The 15,239-nt window shown below is 69.5% G+C and carries 11 protein-coding genes; 2 read left to right on the top strand and 9 right to left on the bottom strand.

What is annotated here, in order from left to right; genetic code table 11:
* Positions 1-122 precede the first annotated feature (122 nt).
* Positions 123-2,459, top strand: coding sequence for a Tex family protein (locus tag D0B54_RS21940; RefSeq protein WP_117294154.1), 2,337 nt, complete (start codon positions 123-125; stop codon positions 2,457-2,459).
* Between the two features lie 200 nt (positions 2,460-2,659).
* Here the strand turns inward: D0B54_RS21940 and D0B54_RS21935 are convergent, their stop codons facing one another.
* Entirely contained in the window at positions 2,660-3,775 is a 1,116-nt protein-coding gene (locus D0B54_RS21935; protein WP_117294152.1) for a fatty acid desaturase family protein, read from the bottom strand.
* 15 nt (positions 3,776-3,790) lie between these two features.
* Positions 3,791-4,858, bottom strand: a complete 1,068-nt coding sequence (locus D0B54_RS21930) for a ferredoxin reductase (RefSeq protein WP_117294150.1) — start codon at positions 4,856-4,858, stop codon at positions 3,791-3,793.
* Between the two features lie 71 nt (positions 4,859-4,929).
* On the opposite strand from D0B54_RS21930, the gene fabR reads away from it, so the two are divergent.
* Positions 4,930-5,607 carry an HTH-type transcriptional repressor FabR gene (gene fabR / locus D0B54_RS21925; protein WP_117294148.1) on the top strand — a complete coding sequence of 226 codons (678 nt, stop codon included), beginning with the start codon at positions 4,930-4,932 and terminating at the stop codon, positions 5,605-5,607.
* Positions 5,608-5,747: 140 nt separating this feature from the next.
* Here fabR and D0B54_RS21920 read toward each other — a convergent pair whose 3' ends face one another.
* From D0B54_RS21920 to D0B54_RS21890, 7 genes are all read right to left on the bottom strand, one after another.
* A complete protein-coding gene (locus D0B54_RS21920) occupies positions 5,748-6,335 on the bottom strand; it encodes a nucleotidyltransferase family protein (protein WP_117294146.1) in 588 nt (195 codons plus the stop codon).
* Between the two features lie 30 nt (positions 6,336-6,365).
* Positions 6,366-6,968 (bottom strand): hypothetical protein, encoded by a 603-nt coding sequence (locus tag D0B54_RS21915; protein ID WP_117294144.1) that lies wholly within the window; start codon positions 6,966-6,968, stop codon positions 6,366-6,368.
* An 11-nt stretch (positions 6,969-6,979) separates the two neighbouring features.
* Positions 6,980-9,142, bottom strand: coding sequence for a xanthine dehydrogenase family protein molybdopterin-binding subunit (locus tag D0B54_RS21910; RefSeq protein ID WP_205527208.1), 2,163 nt, complete (start codon positions 9,140-9,142; stop codon positions 6,980-6,982).
* Between the two features lie 53 nt (positions 9,143-9,195).
* Positions 9,196-9,651 carry a (2Fe-2S)-binding protein gene (locus tag D0B54_RS21905; RefSeq protein WP_301331505.1) on the bottom strand — a complete coding sequence of 152 codons (456 nt, stop codon included), beginning with the start codon at positions 9,649-9,651 and terminating at the stop codon, positions 9,196-9,198.
* 86 nt (positions 9,652-9,737) lie between these two features.
* Positions 9,738-10,322 carry a TIGR00730 family Rossman fold protein gene (locus tag D0B54_RS21900; RefSeq protein ID WP_117294138.1) on the bottom strand — a complete coding sequence of 195 codons (585 nt, stop codon included), beginning with the start codon at positions 10,320-10,322 and terminating at the stop codon, positions 9,738-9,740.
* 80 nt (positions 10,323-10,402) lie between these two features.
* Positions 10,403-13,066, bottom strand: coding sequence for a TonB family protein (locus D0B54_RS25100; protein ID WP_117294136.1), 2,664 nt, complete (start codon positions 13,064-13,066; stop codon positions 10,403-10,405).
* Between the two features lie 10 nt (positions 13,067-13,076).
* The gene (locus tag D0B54_RS21890; protein WP_117294134.1) at positions 13,077-14,786 is read right to left on the bottom strand and encodes an Hsp70 family protein; all 1,710 of its coding nucleotides are present in this window, start codon (positions 14,784-14,786) and stop codon (positions 13,077-13,079) included.
* Positions 14,787-15,239: the final 453 nt, after the last annotated feature.

Genomic DNA, 15,239 nt, shown 5'->3' with positions numbered 1-15,239 from the left:
AAGGGCGCTGTCCGCCCCGGCTACCTCGCGACAGGAAGCTACTCGCCAACCCTTTCCCCATTCCCTGAAACAGCCGCCGGGCATGGCAAGCCGCCCGGTGACGCCGCCTATCCGTCATTCGCATGAGCGCTACCGCCGAACGCATCCTCCGTACGATCTCCGCCGATATTTCCGCCCGTCCGCAGCAGGTTGCCGCCGCGGTGGGCCTGCTCGACGAGGGCGCGACGGTCCCCTTCATCGCGCGCTACCGCAAGGAAATCACCGGCGGCCTGGACGACACCCAGTTGCGCCTGCTGGAAGAACGCCTGTCCTACCTGCGCGAGCTGGAGTCGCGGCGCCAGACGGTGCTGGATTCGATCCGCACGCAGGGCAAGCTCAGCGAGGACCTGGAGGCGCGCATCGTCGCCGTGGAAAGCAAGGCGGAGCTGGAAGACCTCTACCTGCCGTACAAGCCCAAGCGCCGCACCAAGGCCGAGATCGCGCGCGAGAAGGGCCTGGGCCCGCTGGCCGAACGCATCTTCGACGACCGCGGCGTGGTGCCGGCGGAACTGGCCGCCGGATACCTCAACGCCGAGGTGGCCGACGTCAAGGCCGCGCTGGATGGCGCGCGCGACATCCTGATGGAGCGCTTCGCCGAGAACGCCGACCTGCTGGGCCGCCTGCGCACGTACATGAAGGAGCGCGCGGTGCTGCGCGCCAAGGTGTTCGAGGGCAAGGAAGAGGCCGGCGCCAAGTTCTCTGATTACTTCAGCCACCACGAGCGCTGGTCCACCGCGCCGGGCCATCGCGCCCTGGCCATGTTGCGCGGCCGCAACGAGGAAGTGCTGGCGCTGGAGATCGAGGTGGACGCCGAGGACGAGTCCACCTGGAAGCCGGTGGAACGCATGGTCGCCGAGGCCTTCGCCATCGTGCCCGCCAAGGGCGCCGCCGACAGCTGGCTGATGGACGTGGTGCGCTGGACCTGGCGCGTCAAGCTGTCGTTCTCGCTGTCGATGGACCTGATGACCGAGCTGCGCGAGCGCGCCGAGGAAGAGGCGATCCGCGTGTTCGCGCGCAACCTCAAGGACCTGCTGCTGGCCGCACCCGCGGGTTCGCGCGCCACCATGGGCCTGGACCCGGGCATCCGCACCGGCGTGAAGGTCGCGATCATCGACGGCACCGGCAAGGTGCTGGAGACCGCCACGGTCTACCCCTTCCAGCCGCGCAACGACGTGCGCGGTGCGCAGGCGGAACTGGCGCGCCTGATCGCAAAGCACAAGGTGGAGCTGATCGCCATCGGCAACGGCACCGCCAGCCGCGAGACCGACAAGCTGGTCGGCGAACTGCTCGCGGCGCTGCCGGGCTCGGCCAAGCCGACCAAGGTCACGGTCAGCGAGGCCGGCGCCTCGGTGTACTCGGCCTCCGCCACCGCGGCGGCGGAATTCCCCGACCTGGACGTGTCGCTGCGCGGCGCGGTGTCGATCGCGCGGCGCCTGCAGGATCCGCTGGCCGAGCTGGTGAAGATCGACCCCAAGTCGATCGGCGTGGGCCAGTACCAGCATGACGTCGACCAGTACCGCCTGGCGCGCGCGCTGGATGCGGTGGTCGAGGACGCGGTGAACGCCGTGGGCGTGGACCTCAACACCGCCTCGGCCTCGCTGCTGGCGCGTGTCTCCGGCCTGGGCGGCTCGCTGGCCGAGGCGATCGTCGTGCACCGCAACGGCGTCGGCGCCTTCAAGTCGCGGCGCGAACTGCTGGAGGTCTCGCGCCTGGGGCCCAAGACCTTCGAGCAGTGCGCCGGCTTCCTGCGCATTCCCAATGGCGCCGAGCCGCTGGACGCCTCCTCGGTGCATCCCGAGGCCTACGGCCTGGCCGAGCGCATCGTCGCCGCCTGCGGCCGCGACCTGCGCGCCGTGATGGGCGACAGCGCCACGCTGCGCAAGCTCGACGCCAAGCGCTTCGCCGACGACAACTTCGGCCTGCCGACGGTGCGCGACATCATCGCCGAGCTGGAGAAGCCCGGCCGCGATCCGCGCCCCGAGTTCCGCACCGCCGCCTTCGCCGACGGCATCGACGACCTCAAGGACCTCAAGCCCGGCATGGTGCTGGAAGGCACGGTGACCAACGTCGCCGCCTTCGGTGCCTTCGTCGACATCGGCGTCCACCAGGACGGCCTGGTGCACGTTTCGCAGCTGGCCGACAAGTTCGTCAAGGACCCGCACGAGGTGGTGAAGGCCGGCGACGTGGTCAAGGTGCGCGTGGTCGAGGTGGACCCCAAGCGCAAGCGCATCGCGCTGACCATGAAGAAGGACGATGCGGGTACACCGCGCGGCGGTGCCGGCGACAGCCGCGCGTCATCCGGTCCGCGCGACCGCGATCGCCGCGACTCGCGCCCGCCGGCGCGGCCGCAGCAGGCCCCGCAGAAGCCTCAGCAGGGTTCGCTGGGCGCGGCGCTGATGGAGGCGCTGAAGTCGAAGTGAGGAGGGAAGTCCCCTCTCCCGCTTGCGGGAGAGGGGTAGGCGAGGGGATGGATCCCCGAGGTAGGGCAACGCATGGAGCAGTTGCCGAGGAGAGGGTTTCTGTAGAGGGTGGAAGGATTAACCCCGTCACGCTCTACAGAAACCCTCTCCCGGCCCTGCGGGCCACCCTCTCCCGCAAGCGGGAGAGGGGACAGCACAAGCTACGCCGCTTCACCCACCGGCTGGACCAGCGGCGTTACCACACCAGGCCGGCTCGGCAGCGCATGCCGCAGGATGCGCCACACCACCTGCCCGAACTGCTTCAGCATCGACCCCGTGTTGTAGTTCTGGCCGTAGCGCGTGCAGATCTCGCGCACTTCCGGCGCCACCTGGGCATAGCGGCGTGCCGGCATGTCCGGGTACAGGTGGTGCTCGATCTGGTGGCTGAGATTGCCGGTCAGGATGTGCAGCAGCTTGCTGCCGCTGAGATTGGACGAGCCGCGCAGCTGGCGCAGGTACCAGTGGCCGCGGGTTTCGTTCAGCAGCACGCTCTTGGGGAAGGTCTCGGCGTCGGCGGTGAAGTGGCCGCAGAAGATCACGGTGTAGGTCCACAGGCTGCGGATGATGTTGGCCACCACGTTGCCCAGCAGCACCGGCAGGAAGAACGGACCGGCCAGCAGCGGGAACACCACGTAGTCCTTCACGATCTGGCGGCGCATCTTGCGGCCCAGCGGGCGGAACTCCTCGGCCAGCTGCGCCTTGGTCTTGCGGCCGCTGAAGTATTTGCCCAGCTCCAGGCGCTGGATCGCCACGCCCCACTCGAACAGCAGCGCGAAGATCACCGCGATGATCGGCTGGAACAGGAAGAAGGGGCGCCAGCGCTGTTCCGGGAACAGGCGCAGCAGGCCGTAGCCGATGTCGTCGTCGGCGCCGCGCACGTTGGTGTAGGTGTGGTGCTTGTAGTTGTGCGTGTGGCGCCAGTTGTCGCCGGTGGCGACGATGTCCCACTCGTAGGTCTTGCCGTTGAGCTGCGGGTCGCGCATCCAGTCGTACTGGCCATGCATCACGTTGTGGCCCAACTCCATGTTCTCCAGGATCTTGGACAGGCCCAGCAGCAGCGTGCCCAGTACCCAGGCCGGCGGAAACGCGCCGAAGAACAGCAGGGCGCGGCCGGCCGCCTCGATGTAGCGCACGGCGGCGACCACGCGGCGGATGTAGCGCGCGTCCTCGGCACCGACCTGCGCCATCGTGCGGCTGCGCAGGGCGTCGAGCTCCTGCCCGAAGGCGTCCATCTCGGCGGCGGACAGCGGTCGATTGAGTGTGGTGGCTTGGGTCATGGTCAAAAGTTCTTGTCAGAGGTCCAGCGTCAGGTCGCTGCGCGCGGCACTGGTGCAGATGCGCAGTTCGCTGCCGGGTTCGGAAATGGTTTCGCCGTTGTTGAGGTTCTGGCCCACGCCCTCGACCAGGCGGCAGGCGCAGGTGTTGCACAGGCCCATGCGGCAGCCCGATTCCGGGCGCAGTCCCTGGGCTTCCAGCGCGGCCAGCAAGGGCACGCCCGAGGGCACGTCCAGGCTGCGACCGCTGGCACGCAGCGTCACGCGCACGCTGCCGCCGCCGGGCGCCAGCGCGGGCGGGGTGAAGGCCTCGCCGTGGAAGCGCAGCGCGCGGCCCTGGGCCAGCAGGCGCGCCTGGTCGACGAAGCCGCGCGGGCCGCAGGCATAGACCTGCAATGCGTCCAGGTCCGGCGCCAGCGTTTCCAGCAGCCCTGCATCGAGGCGGCGGGCCAGTTCGCCGGCCAGGCGCAGCGGCTCGCGCGTCAGCACGAAGTGCAGGCGCAGGCGCGGCAGGCGCGCCGCCAGCTGGCGCAGTTCCTCGGCGTAGCAGAGTTCCGCGCGCTGCTGCGCCCAGTAGACCAGCGTCGCTTCGGCCTGCGGGTTCTGCTCCAGCGCCAGGCTCAGGCTCATCAGCGGCGTGATGCCGCTGCCGGCCGCCAGGAACAGATAGCGGCCCGGGCCCTGCGGCAGGTTCATCTCGCCATAGGCCTCGCCGAGTTCCACCACCGCGCCGGGGCGCAGGGCACAGAGCGCCGTGCTGAGCTTGCCGCCCTCCACCTGCTTGATCGTCAGGCGCAGCAGGCCGTCGGCGCGCGGCGGCTGGGTGAAGCTGTAGCTGCGGGTGACGCGCACGCCCTCCACCTCGGCGGTCAGGTTGACGTGCTGGCCCGGTTCAAAGCCGCCGAAGCGGCGGTTGGGCTGCAGCGTCAGGCTCACCGCGTTGGCGGATTCCTGTTGGCGGGCGACGACGCGGGCCAGGCAGCGGTCCCAGGCCTGGATGCTGCCGAACTGGCGGCTCCAGAAGTCGAAAACCGGGGCCGAGACGGCGGCGCCGAGCAGGCGGGCGGGGCTGGAAAGGCTGTTCATGGGCCGGATTATACAGATGAGAGTACAGTTGTCTATACATATGTATATTAATTATTCGTTATGATAGGGGCATGAGCACCCCCACCAGGACCCGACCCGCCGCGCGCACCGCGCGTCGCAGCCTTGCCCCGCAGGGGCGCAAGCCGGTGATTACACGGGAAGATCTGATCGCCGCCGCGCTCAAGCTGGTGGGGCCCAACCGCAGCGTTTCGACGCTGAGCCTGCGCGAGGTGGCGCGCGAGGCCGGTATCGCGCCGAACAGCTTCTATCGCCACTTCCGCGACGTGGACGAGCTGGCCATTGCGCTGATCGACCAGGCTGGCCGCTCGCTGCGCGCGATCATCGGCGAGGCGCGCCATCGCGCTGCCAGCGGCCGCAGCATCGTGCGCAGCTCGGTGGAAACCTTCATGGAGCAGCTCAGCGCCGACCAGAAGCTGCTGCACATCGTGCTGCGCGAGGGCACGGTGGGCTCGGAGGCTTTCAAGCAGGCGGTGGAAAAGGAGCTGCGTTCCTTCGAGGACGAGCTCTGCGTCGACCTGATCCGCCTGGCCGCGCTCAACAAGCTGCCGATCTACGAGCCCCGGCTGGCGGCCAAGGCGATCACGCGGCTGGTGTTCGCGATGGGCACCGCGGCGATGGATCTGCCGCCGGAGCGTCATCCGCAGCTGATCGAGGAGATGGTGACGATGCTGCGCATGCTGATGGTGGGCACGCAGACCATGGCGCGCGAGGGCATCGTCGCGGACTGATGTGTGGTTGTTGCTTGTCTCCCTCTCCCGCTGGCGGGAGAGGGCTGGGGTGAGGGTGGAGCCCTCAATCGGATGTGATGTGCGTAACCGCCGCTGCACCACCCTCACCCTAACCCCTCTCCCGCCAGCGGGAGAGGGGATCAAGAAATCAGCCGCTCGTAGTCTTCCCGCGTATCCACGTCCACCGCCGCTTCCGGCATCGTCACGCGGATCACCTCCTGTGCATGGCGCTCCAGCAGCTTGCGTGCGCCCTGCGGGCCGGACCAGTTGGAAAGCTCCGCGTACCAGGCCCGCGGAAACAGGCAGGGCGGGCCCATCGCATCCCCCAGGTCAGCGGTGACGATGCACTGCGGTGTCTCCTTCCAGGCTTCGATGACGCGCCGGAGCTGTGCTTCGCCCACCCGCGGCTGGTCTCCCAGGCAGACCAGCGTGCCGGCGGAATCCCCGGCAAGTGCATGGCGGAAGCCGCAGCCCAGCGAGCTGCCCATGCCCTGTTGCCAGTCGTCGTTGCGCAGGATCGTCAGCGGCAGGCCGGCCAGCGCCGCCAAGACTTCGTCGGCGTAGGCGCCGGTGACCACGGTCAGCGGGCAGCCGGTGGCAAGCGCCGCCAGCGCCGCGTGCCGTACCAGCGGCACGCCGCCGATCAGCGCCAGCTGCTTGGCGCTGCCGAAGCGGCTGGCGTTGCCTGCCGCGAGCAGCAGCGCGTGCACCTCGGTGGAAGCGGTCATCGCTGCGGTTCCCGTGATTGGCCCCGCGTATCAGCGCCGGGCCTGCGTGCCCTCGCTCGGGCAGGGGCCGCCGGCCGCCGCCCAGGTCTTGAAGGCGGCCACGAACCGGTCATGCGGCACCGGCACCGGCGCGCGCGTGCCACCCGGGTTCCAGCCCCAGAGCACCAGCTTGTCCTCGGCCACGTGCTTGATCAGCGCCGGGAAGTCGCGGCCGCCGTTCTTGCTCTTGTCCTGGATGTCGCGGCACAGCTCCTGCGGCGACAGGCCGAGGGTCACCATCTTCATGTGCGGTGGCGGCAGCGCCCAGTGCGGAGCCCCCGGCGGTGCGTGCGGGCCATAGGAGGCCGGAGGGTTCCTGTCGGCATGGCAGGTGGCGCAGGGCAGGCCCGGCGCGCCGTGGCCGTCGGGACCGCGCAGCACGCCCTGCGCATGCGGGCGGCCCTCGTCGAACTGCAGCGGCGCATCGCCGGGGATGTGGCAGTTCTGGCAGCGCGGATGCTGGAACACCTGCTGCACCGTGGCGAAGGCGGCGATTGCCTCGGCGCGCGCCTCCGGTGTCGGTTGTGGCGGCGCGCCGCTGCAGGATGCGAGTGCAAAGACCAGCGGCAGGAAAACGAAATGGAGCATGCGCATGTCGTCTTCCTTCAGGCCGAAAGCTGTAGCGGCAGTTCGCGCAGCCGCTGTCCCGTCAGTGCGGCGATGGCATTGGCCACGGCCGGCGCGATCGGCGCGGCGCCGGGTTCGCCGACGCCGCCGGGCTTCTCGGTGCTGGAGACGATATGCACGTCCACCTGCGGCATCTCGTCCAGGCGCAGCACCTGGAAGTCGTGGAAGTTGGACTGCTGCACGCGGCCGTCGCGGAACTCCAGGCGGCTGTGCAGCGCGGCGCCCAGGCCGAAGGCGATGCCGGATTCCATCTGCGCCTCGACCCCCGCCGGGTTCACGACGATGCCGCAGTCGATCGCGCAGGTCACGCGGTGCACGCGGATGCGCCCGTCCTGCACCGACACCTCCGCCACCTGCGCGATGGTGCTGCCGAAGGACTCGTGCACCGCGACGCCGCGCGCGCGGCCGGCCGGCAGCGGCGAGCCCCAGCCGGACTTGCGCGCCGCCAGGTCCAGCACGCCGAGGTGTCGCGGGTGCTTCTGCAGCAACGCGCGGCGGTAGGCCACCGGGTCCTGCTGCGCGCTCAGCGCCAGTTCGTCGATCAGTCCTTCCATCACGAAGGCGGTGTGGCTGTGGCCCACCGAGCGCCACCACAGCACCGGGATGCCGGTCTGCGGCGAGTGCAGCTCCACCGTGTGGGCTTTTACTTCCTTGAGGTAGGGCGAGTCGGACACGCCCTCGACCGAAGTGGCGTCGATGCCGTCCTTGACCATCAGCGGCTCCATCGGCGTACCGGCGAGGATCGACTGGCCGACCACGGCATGCTGCCAGGCCATCGGCCAGCCCTTCGCATCCACGCCGATGCTCACGCGATGCAGGTAGGCCGGGCGGTAGTAGCCACCGCGGACATCGTCCTCGCGCGTCCACACCGTCTTCACCGGCCGGCCCGCGGCCTTGGCCACGTGCACCGCCTCGCTGACGAAATCCGAAGTGGGCGTCGCACGCCGGCCGAAGCCGCCGCCGAGAAACATGGTATGGATCTGCACCTGCTCGGGCTTCAGGCCGGTGATCTGCGCGGCCACCATCTGGTCCAGCGTCTGGAACTGCGTGCCGGCCCAGACCTCGCAGCTGTCGCGGCCGATCCTGACCGTGGCATTCATCGGCTCCATCGGCGCATGCGCGAGGTAGGGCACGCTGTAATCGGCCTGCAGCGTGCGCGCGGCCTTCTTCAGCGCGCGGCCGCTGTCGCCGGCCTTGGCGGCACGCAGGCCGCGGGTGTCGGCCAGGCGGCCGAACTCGGCCTTCAGGGCCTTGCTGTCCAGCGCCGCGTTCGGCCCGGGATTCCAGTTCACCACCAGTGCGTCGCGGCCCAGCTTGGCGGCCCAGAAGTGGTCCGCCACCACGGCGATGCCGCTGGGCACCTGCAGCACCTGGCGCACGCCGGGAATCGCCTTGGCCCTGGTGGCGTCGAAGGACTTCACGCTCGCGCCGAACACGGGCGGCCGCGCCACCACGGCGGTCAGCAGACCGTCGAAGCGCACGTCCATGCCGAACTCGGCGCGGCCGGTGATCTTCTCGGGGGTGTCGAGACGCCTGGTTGCCTTGCCGATCAGCTTCCAGTCCTTCGGGTCCTTCAATGCCACGGTCTTGGGTGCCGGCAGGGCATTGGCCGCGTCGGCCAGCTCGCCGAAGCGCGCGCGATGCGCGCCACTGCTGACCACGCCCTGGTCGACGCGACAGTCGGCCGGCTTCACGCCCCACCGCTGCGCCGCCGCCTGCACCAGCAGCACTCTTGCAGTAGCGCCGGCCTGGCGATAGCGCTCGAACTCCGACCAGGTGCTGCTGGAGCCGCCGGTCATCTGCATGCCGAACATGATGTGCGCGTACACCGGCGCCGCCGGCGCATGCGCCACGCGCACCCGCGACCAGTCCGCGTCCAGCTCCTCGGCGATCAGCATCGGCAGCGCCGTCCAGATGCCCTGGCCCATCTCGGAGTGGGCAAGCAGCACGGTGACGCTGTCGTCGCTGCCCACGCGCAGGAAGGCGTTGGCCGGCGGCAGCGCCGCGGGCGCAGGCGGTGGGGAGGCCGCGTGCGCGAAGCGGTTGGCCGCCGGCACGGTGAAGCCGATGACCAGGCCGCCGCCCACCAGGGCGCCGGTCTTGAGGAAGTCGCGACGGGAAGTGTTGCTCAGGTCGTTCACGGCAGTGCTCCGTAACGTGCCGGCGCTCCGCATCCGCGGAGCGCCGTGGGGTTTCAGGTCTTGGACAGTTCCGCCGCGCGGTGCACCGCGGCGCGGATGCGCTGGTAGGTGCCGCAGCGGCAGATGTTGCCGGACAGGGCGGCGTCGATGTCGGCGTCGCTGGGCCTGGCCTTGGCCGCGAGCAGCGCGACCGCCGACATGATCTGGCCCGACTGGCAGTAGCCGCACTGGACCACGTCCAGCTCCGCCCAGGCGCGCTGCACCGGGTGGCTGCCGTCGGCCGACAGGCCCTCGATCGTGGTTACGGATTTGCCGGCGGCCGCGGCCACCGGGGTGATGCAGGAGCGCAGGGGCGCACCGTCGAGGTGCACGGTGCAGGCACCGCATTGCGCGAGCCCGCAACCGAACTTGGTGCCGGTCAGCCCCAGCAGGTCGCGCAGCACCCACAGCAGGGGCATATCGGGCGGCGCGTCCACTTCATGCGCGGTGCCATTGACGGTGAGCTTCATGATTCCCTCGCGCTGGCTGGGGGTGGTCGGGGCAGACTACTCCAGCCCCGGGGACGAATCCATGCTGTGCAGGCCTTGAGACCGGTTCAGCCGCCCGCGCGTTCCACCCAGCGTGTCGGCGGCGGTGCCACGTAGCTGTCAAAGCGCTGCAACAGGCGCCGCGGATCATCGTCCACCAGCATCATCGAACGGTGCTGCGGGCGCACGAAACCTTCGGCCTGCGCGTGATCGAGGAATGCCCCCAGGCGCTCGTAGTAGCCGGCCACATCGAGCAGGCCGCAGGGCTTGTCGTGCAGGCTCAGCTGCGCCCAGGTCCAGATTTCCAGGATTTCTTCCAGCGTGCCGAGCCCGCCGGGCAGGGCGATGAAGCCGTCGGACAGTTCCGCCATCAGGGCCTTGCGCTCGTGCATGGAGCGCGTCACGCGCAGTTCGCTCAGGCCCGGGTGCCCCGCCTCCTTTTCCACGAGGGTCTCCGGGATGACGCCGGTGACGCGCCCGCCCAGGCGCAGCACCTCGTCGGCCAGCACGCCCATCACACCGAGGTTGGAGCCGCCGTAGACCAGGCCGGTACCGCGCTCCACCAGAGCCGCCGCCAGCGCGCGGGCGCCTTCGGCGTAGGCCGGGATGCGCCCCGGGCTGGAACCGCAATACACGCAGATATTCTTCAGCATCGACCTGTCGTTGCACTTGTCTGGAGCATCTAGCCTGCCAGAACCGCCGATGCGCCGGTGGCGCGCTCGCGAAAACGGCGCTACGGCGTGGCCGGCGCCTCCGGTGGCGTTCCGGGAGGCCTCAGCGAGTAGCGCTCGGTGAAGGTCGTGGGGCGGTAGCGCTCGTCGGCGGCGAAGCGGAAGCTCTTGATGTCGGCCAGCAAGCGCTGCTCGAACTCGGGGTTGTCGAAGCCGGAGTATTCCAGGCGCGCTTCGCCGACCGCGCCGTCGGGCATCACCGTGTAGCGGATGATCATCCGGGCGAAGGCGGGCGGCTGGCGGTCCTGGTAGTAGTCGAGCGCGATCAGGTTGAAGCGCGTGCGCAGCTGCGGCAGGCTGTCGCGCAGGCTGCTCTGCGGGCGCTCCTGCCCGCTGGCTGCGGCCGGCGGTGCACCTGGAGCGAGAGAGCCTGCGGGACGGGGGGAATCGCCATACTCCTGAAAGAAGTCCGTGGCCCGGTAACCCGGCACGCTGGGGAAGCGCAGCCGCTGCAGCCCCTCGCGCGCCAGCCGATCGAACTCCGTCCGGCCGAAGCTGGAGGAGACGACCGTCACGCGCGAGACGCGCCCGTCGGGCTCCACGCGGAAGCGCAGCGTGATCCGGGCGCCGGCCGGCACGGCGGCCTCGCCGAAGGCGCTGCGTTCGGCCTCGCGAAGTGTCCCGTTGATCAGGGGCGCCAGCGTTGCGACCTCCTTTTCCGGCCGCGAGGGGCGCTCAAGATCGGAGTCGAAACGGTAGCTGAAACGGCTGGGGGCGTACGCCTGCTTCGCGGAATAGCGGAAGCCGCTGACCGCGGCAATCGCGTCCCGTTCGAAATCGCGGCTGGTGAAGCCGGAGTCCGTCACCTGCACGTCGCCCACGCTGCCGTCCGTCATCACCGTGAAGTGCAGCGTCATCTGCGCGCCATCGGGTGGTGGGCTGACGAGGCTGTAGTGCTTGCGATACGCGCCGGCGATCGCATCCTGCAAAGCCGACGCTCGCGTCCTGACATCGCTCAGGGGGCGCTGCGCGGTCGGGGCCGGCGTGGGCGCCGTCGGCAACCTGAACAGCTCCGTCGGCGGCTGGCTGGCCTCCGCCGGAGCGGGCGGCGCCGGGGGCTTGGGCTTGCCGTAGTCGATCGTGATGGGCACCGTCCGGGCTTCCTCGACATTCGCCTCGCGGAATTCGAGGATCCGCCAGGACAGCAGCAGCGCCAGCCCGGCGAAGAATGTGATGCCGAAGGCCACGTTGAGGGGATTCTCGAAGCCCGAGCGGGTCAGCCGCAGCTTTGCCCGGACCAGCAACTGGGTCAGCGGATGGAACAGGTAGGACGCCAGCAGATGCGCGAACAGCAGCTGCCGGGCGCCGACCGGCAGGCCCTGCAGCCCCGTCAGCTGTGCGGCCAGGAACGTGCCGAAGGCGATGAGCCCGGCCAGGGGCCAGGCATAGATGCCCATCACGACCGTGGCATAGCCCAGGCTGTAGTGGAACGCCAGCCAGGCAAAGCCCGTGAGGCTGCAGAGCAGGAACCACGGCGACAGTGGCGCCATGAGGGACATCGCGCCACTGAAAATCGCCACCGACACCAGCACGCTCCGCCGCCGCGGTTCCGTCGTCCAGAGGCGACGGATCTCCTGCGGCGAGCGGAAGACGCCCTGGTGAATCTTCCGCTTCCACCAGCGCAGCGCGGCATTCCCCAGCAGCGGCGGCGAGCAGGCCGCCAGCATGCAGGCGATTCCGACGGCCGGGTACCTGAACAGGTCCAGCTGCCATTCCGTGAGCAGGAAGTTGGTCAGGGCGAGCAGGGGCAGCGCCCCCAGCAGCAGGCCGGCCAGGACCAGCAGGCCGGCCTGGTCGAACGTCAGGCGATGCTGGCCTATCCGCTCGCGCCACCAGTCCGCCGATTCCCGGTTGATCTCGAAGTGCAGCGCGGCGCGCTGCGATTGCTCCAGGTCCTCCAGCAGCTGCTGCATCGCCTTGAGCTGCTCCGACCAGCGCGCAAAGCGCCGGAACGGCTTCTCGTCGGGGGCGCCGAGCAGCAGGGCCAGCGCCTTGCGCCGGGTCAGGCTGCTGTGCCGGCGATCTTCCTCGACCTCCAGGCGCCACCGGCGTGCCTGCCGGCGGTGCCAGAGCTCGTAGAGGCGGGGGTCGGTGCGCTGCACGACCTCGCCGGGATCGCCCCAGCGGTAGACCTCGGCGAAAACCGGGATCAGTTCCATATAGTCGTCGAAGCGCTGCGTGAGGACGTCCAGCGCGGCCTGCTCGATGGCGGTCTGGAAATCCAGCAGCTGCCAGTCCGGATGCTGCAGCCGGTGCCGGAGCTGGGGCACGCGCTGCTGCGCGTAGGTCTGCATCAGTTCCGCGCACAGCGTCCGGGCGACTTCCAGAGGCGCGGGCGGCCGGGCCATCGCCGCCACCGGCGGCGGCAGCGGCGCCACCGGCCGCAAGCGATCGTCTGCCGGTATCGGCTTGGCGAGATTTACGGGCATCTCCAGGATCACCTCGGCGACCGGCGGCGCCGGTGGCTCTCCTGCGGCCTGTTCGCGTGCGTCCTGTTCGGCCCCCTGTTCAGCCAGCCGCAGCGCATGCTCGTAGGCCGCCCTCAGGCGCTGGAAGCCCTCGGCGTCATCCTCGGGGTGCACCTGCTTGAGGCGCGCGGCGTAGGCGCGCTTGATCGCGCGCAGATCGCCGGTGGGGGCAATGCCCAGTTCCTGCCAGATATTCATGGATCGCGGATCAGCCCAGCGGGGTGTCCTCGAACTGGTCCAGCACATCGCCCAGCTGGAGCCGCAGGTGCGCGATGTCGCGCGGGTTCTGCCGCTCGACCACCGTCATGAACGCCGACAGCTGCTGGCTGACCCATTCGCGGCGTTCGCCGAGATGCTGCTCGTAGAGGCGCTTCAGGCGCTCCAGCATGGCCACGTTCTCGGACTGCTCGCGCGGGTGGATCCGCAGCTGCTCCAGCGCCCCGAGGCTTTCCCGGATATCGTCCTGGCTCATCGCGCCGGGGCTCTGCTCAATCAGCAGCTTCTCCACCGTGCCGGTCGCCAGGATCTTGGCCTCCACCAGCAGCAGGCCATTGACGTCGTAGGTGAAGCGCACCTCCACCTGCTGCTGCCCGCGCGGCTTCTTCGGCAGCGGCACGTTGAGCCGGCCCAGCAGGACGTTCTCCTGCACCGAGCGGCTTTCGCCCTGGTAGATGCGCAGTTCGATCATCGTCTGGTAATCGTGCAGCGGCGAGATCACCTCGCAGCGGCTGGCGGGGATCACCGTGTTGCGCTCGATCACCGGCATGAACACGCCCGGCCGGTACTGGCCGGCGGCGTATTCCTCGGTGGTCTCGATACCGAGGCTGTAGGGGCTGACGTCCGTCAGCACCACTTCGCTCAACGCCGCGTCGCGGGCCTTGAGACCGGCCTGCACGGCGGCACCCATGGCGATCGCTTCGTCCGGGTTGATCTCGCGGTTGGGGAAGCGCCCGAACATCTTGGCCACCAGCCGGTGCACGATCGGCATGCGCGTGGCGCCGCCCACCAGCACCACCTGGTGCAGGCTGGCGGCATTGATCCGCGCGTCGCGCAGGGCGCGCTCCACCGGCGTGCGCAGGCGCAGCAGCAGGTTGGCTGCAAGGCGTTCGAAGGCGTCGGCGGTGACGCTCCACTGCGCTTCGAGCTCGCCCTCGCGGCAACTCATCAGCACCGGGTCCTTGTGCGACAGCTCGCGCTTGACGCGTTCCGCCTCGCTGCGCAGCCGGGCCGCCTGCTCCGGGCTCAGCCGCTTCGGGTCCAGGCGCAGTGCGCCGGCATGCTGCGCCAGGAAGGCATCCACCAGGATGCCGGCGAAATCCTCGCCGCCCAGGTAGTTGTCGCCGGCGGTGGCACGGACCTCCATCACGCCGGAGAACAGCTCCAGGATGGACACGTCGAAGGTGCCGCCGCCGAGATCGAACACCAGGAATTGCGATTCCGGGTCGGCATGATGCAGGCCGTAGGCCAGCGCCGCCGCGGTCGGCTCGTTGAGCAGGCGCTCCACCTTGAGGCCCGCCAGTTCGCCGGCGATGCGCGTGGCCTTGCGCTGCGTGTCGTTGAAGTAGGCCGGCACCGTGATGATGGCCTCGGTGACCGGCTCGCCCAGGAAGGCTTCGGCGTCGGCCTTCAGCGACTTCAGCACCAGCGCCGAGAGTTCCTCCGGGCGGAACTCGCGATCCGCCAGCGTCAGGCGGCGGTCGGTCCCCATGTAGCGCTTGAACGCCGCGGCCGTGCGCCGCGGCTGGGTCAACAGCCTGTCGCGGGCCGCTGCCCCCACCAGGACCTGGCCCTGGTCGTCCAGGCTGACGCAGGAGGGGGTCAGCACCTGGCCGAGGGCATTGGGGATGAGCACGGCCTGCCCGTCGCGCCATACCGCGGCGAGGCTGTTGGTGGTTCCCAGGTCGATGCCGACAATCATGCGCGTTCCCTCGAAAAAGTGCGGCGATTCTAGGGGATGTTTCCCTCCATGGCAGCCGCAAGAACGGGGCCGGGTTCCGGCAGTGAAACCTGATCCGGTTGTCGGGTCGGGGATGGAACCGACAGGCGCCCCCGGCGGGGCACTGGCGCATGCGGCTCACGGAAAGGTAAAAGGGAGGCAAGACCTTGCTCCCTTTTTTGGGTGCTATCGGTGCGAACTTTCCACTGAGAGTGCCGATACCGCAGAAGACCTGACAGCAACGTCACGTTGACAGCCTCTCGAAGCTTGGGTCATATCCGCGCAAATCCCGAGGAGTGATTGTTCACATCGGGACAGGCTGCTTGGGGAATTCACGGGGAGCTGGCACGTGCCGGCGCAGTTGCAGGCTATCGGTGGCTACGCGTAGCGATCCGATCCGCTCTCTGCTCCCGTCAGACAACTCGCAGCGGCCAG

This window comes from Solimonas sp. K1W22B-7, from assembly GCF_003428335.1.
Taxonomy (GTDB): domain Bacteria; phylum Pseudomonadota; class Gammaproteobacteria; order Nevskiales; family Nevskiaceae; genus Solimonas_A.
This window is presented reverse-complemented; position numbering and strand designations above follow the sequence as displayed.

Bases quoted from the DNA above. Each gene is read 5' to 3' on its own strand.
- D0B54_RS21940 (WP_117294154.1), top strand. From the start codon at position 123: ATGAGCGCTACCGCCGAACGCATCCTCCGTACGATCTCCGCCGATATT.
- D0B54_RS21935 (WP_117294152.1), bottom strand. From the start codon at position 3,775: ATGACCCAAGCCACCACACTCAATCGACCGCTGTCCGCCGCCGAGATG.
- D0B54_RS21930 (WP_117294150.1), bottom strand. From the start codon at position 4,858: ATGAACAGCCTTTCCAGCCCCGCCCGCCTGCTCGGCGCCGCCGTCTCG.
- fabR (WP_117294148.1), top strand. From the start codon at position 4,930: ATGAGCACCCCCACCAGGACCCGACCCGCCGCGCGCACCGCGCGTCGC.
- D0B54_RS21920 (WP_117294146.1), bottom strand. From the start codon at position 6,335: ATGACCGCTTCCACCGAGGTGCACGCGCTGCTGCTCGCGGCAGGCAAC.
- D0B54_RS21915 (WP_117294144.1), bottom strand. From the start codon at position 6,968: ATGCGCATGCTCCATTTCGTTTTCCTGCCGCTGGTCTTTGCACTCGCA.
- D0B54_RS21905 (WP_301331505.1), bottom strand. From the start codon at position 9,651: ATGAAGCTCACCGTCAATGGCACCGCGCATGAAGTGGACGCGCCGCCC.
- D0B54_RS21900 (WP_117294138.1), bottom strand. From the start codon at position 10,322: ATGCTGAAGAATATCTGCGTGTATTGCGGTTCCAGCCCGGGGCGCATC.
- D0B54_RS25100 (WP_117294136.1), bottom strand. From the start codon at position 13,066: ATGAATATCTGGCAGGAACTGGGCATTGCCCCCACCGGCGATCTGCGC.
- D0B54_RS21890 (WP_117294134.1), bottom strand. From the start codon at position 14,786: ATGATTGTCGGCATCGACCTGGGAACCACCAACAGCCTCGCCGCGGTA.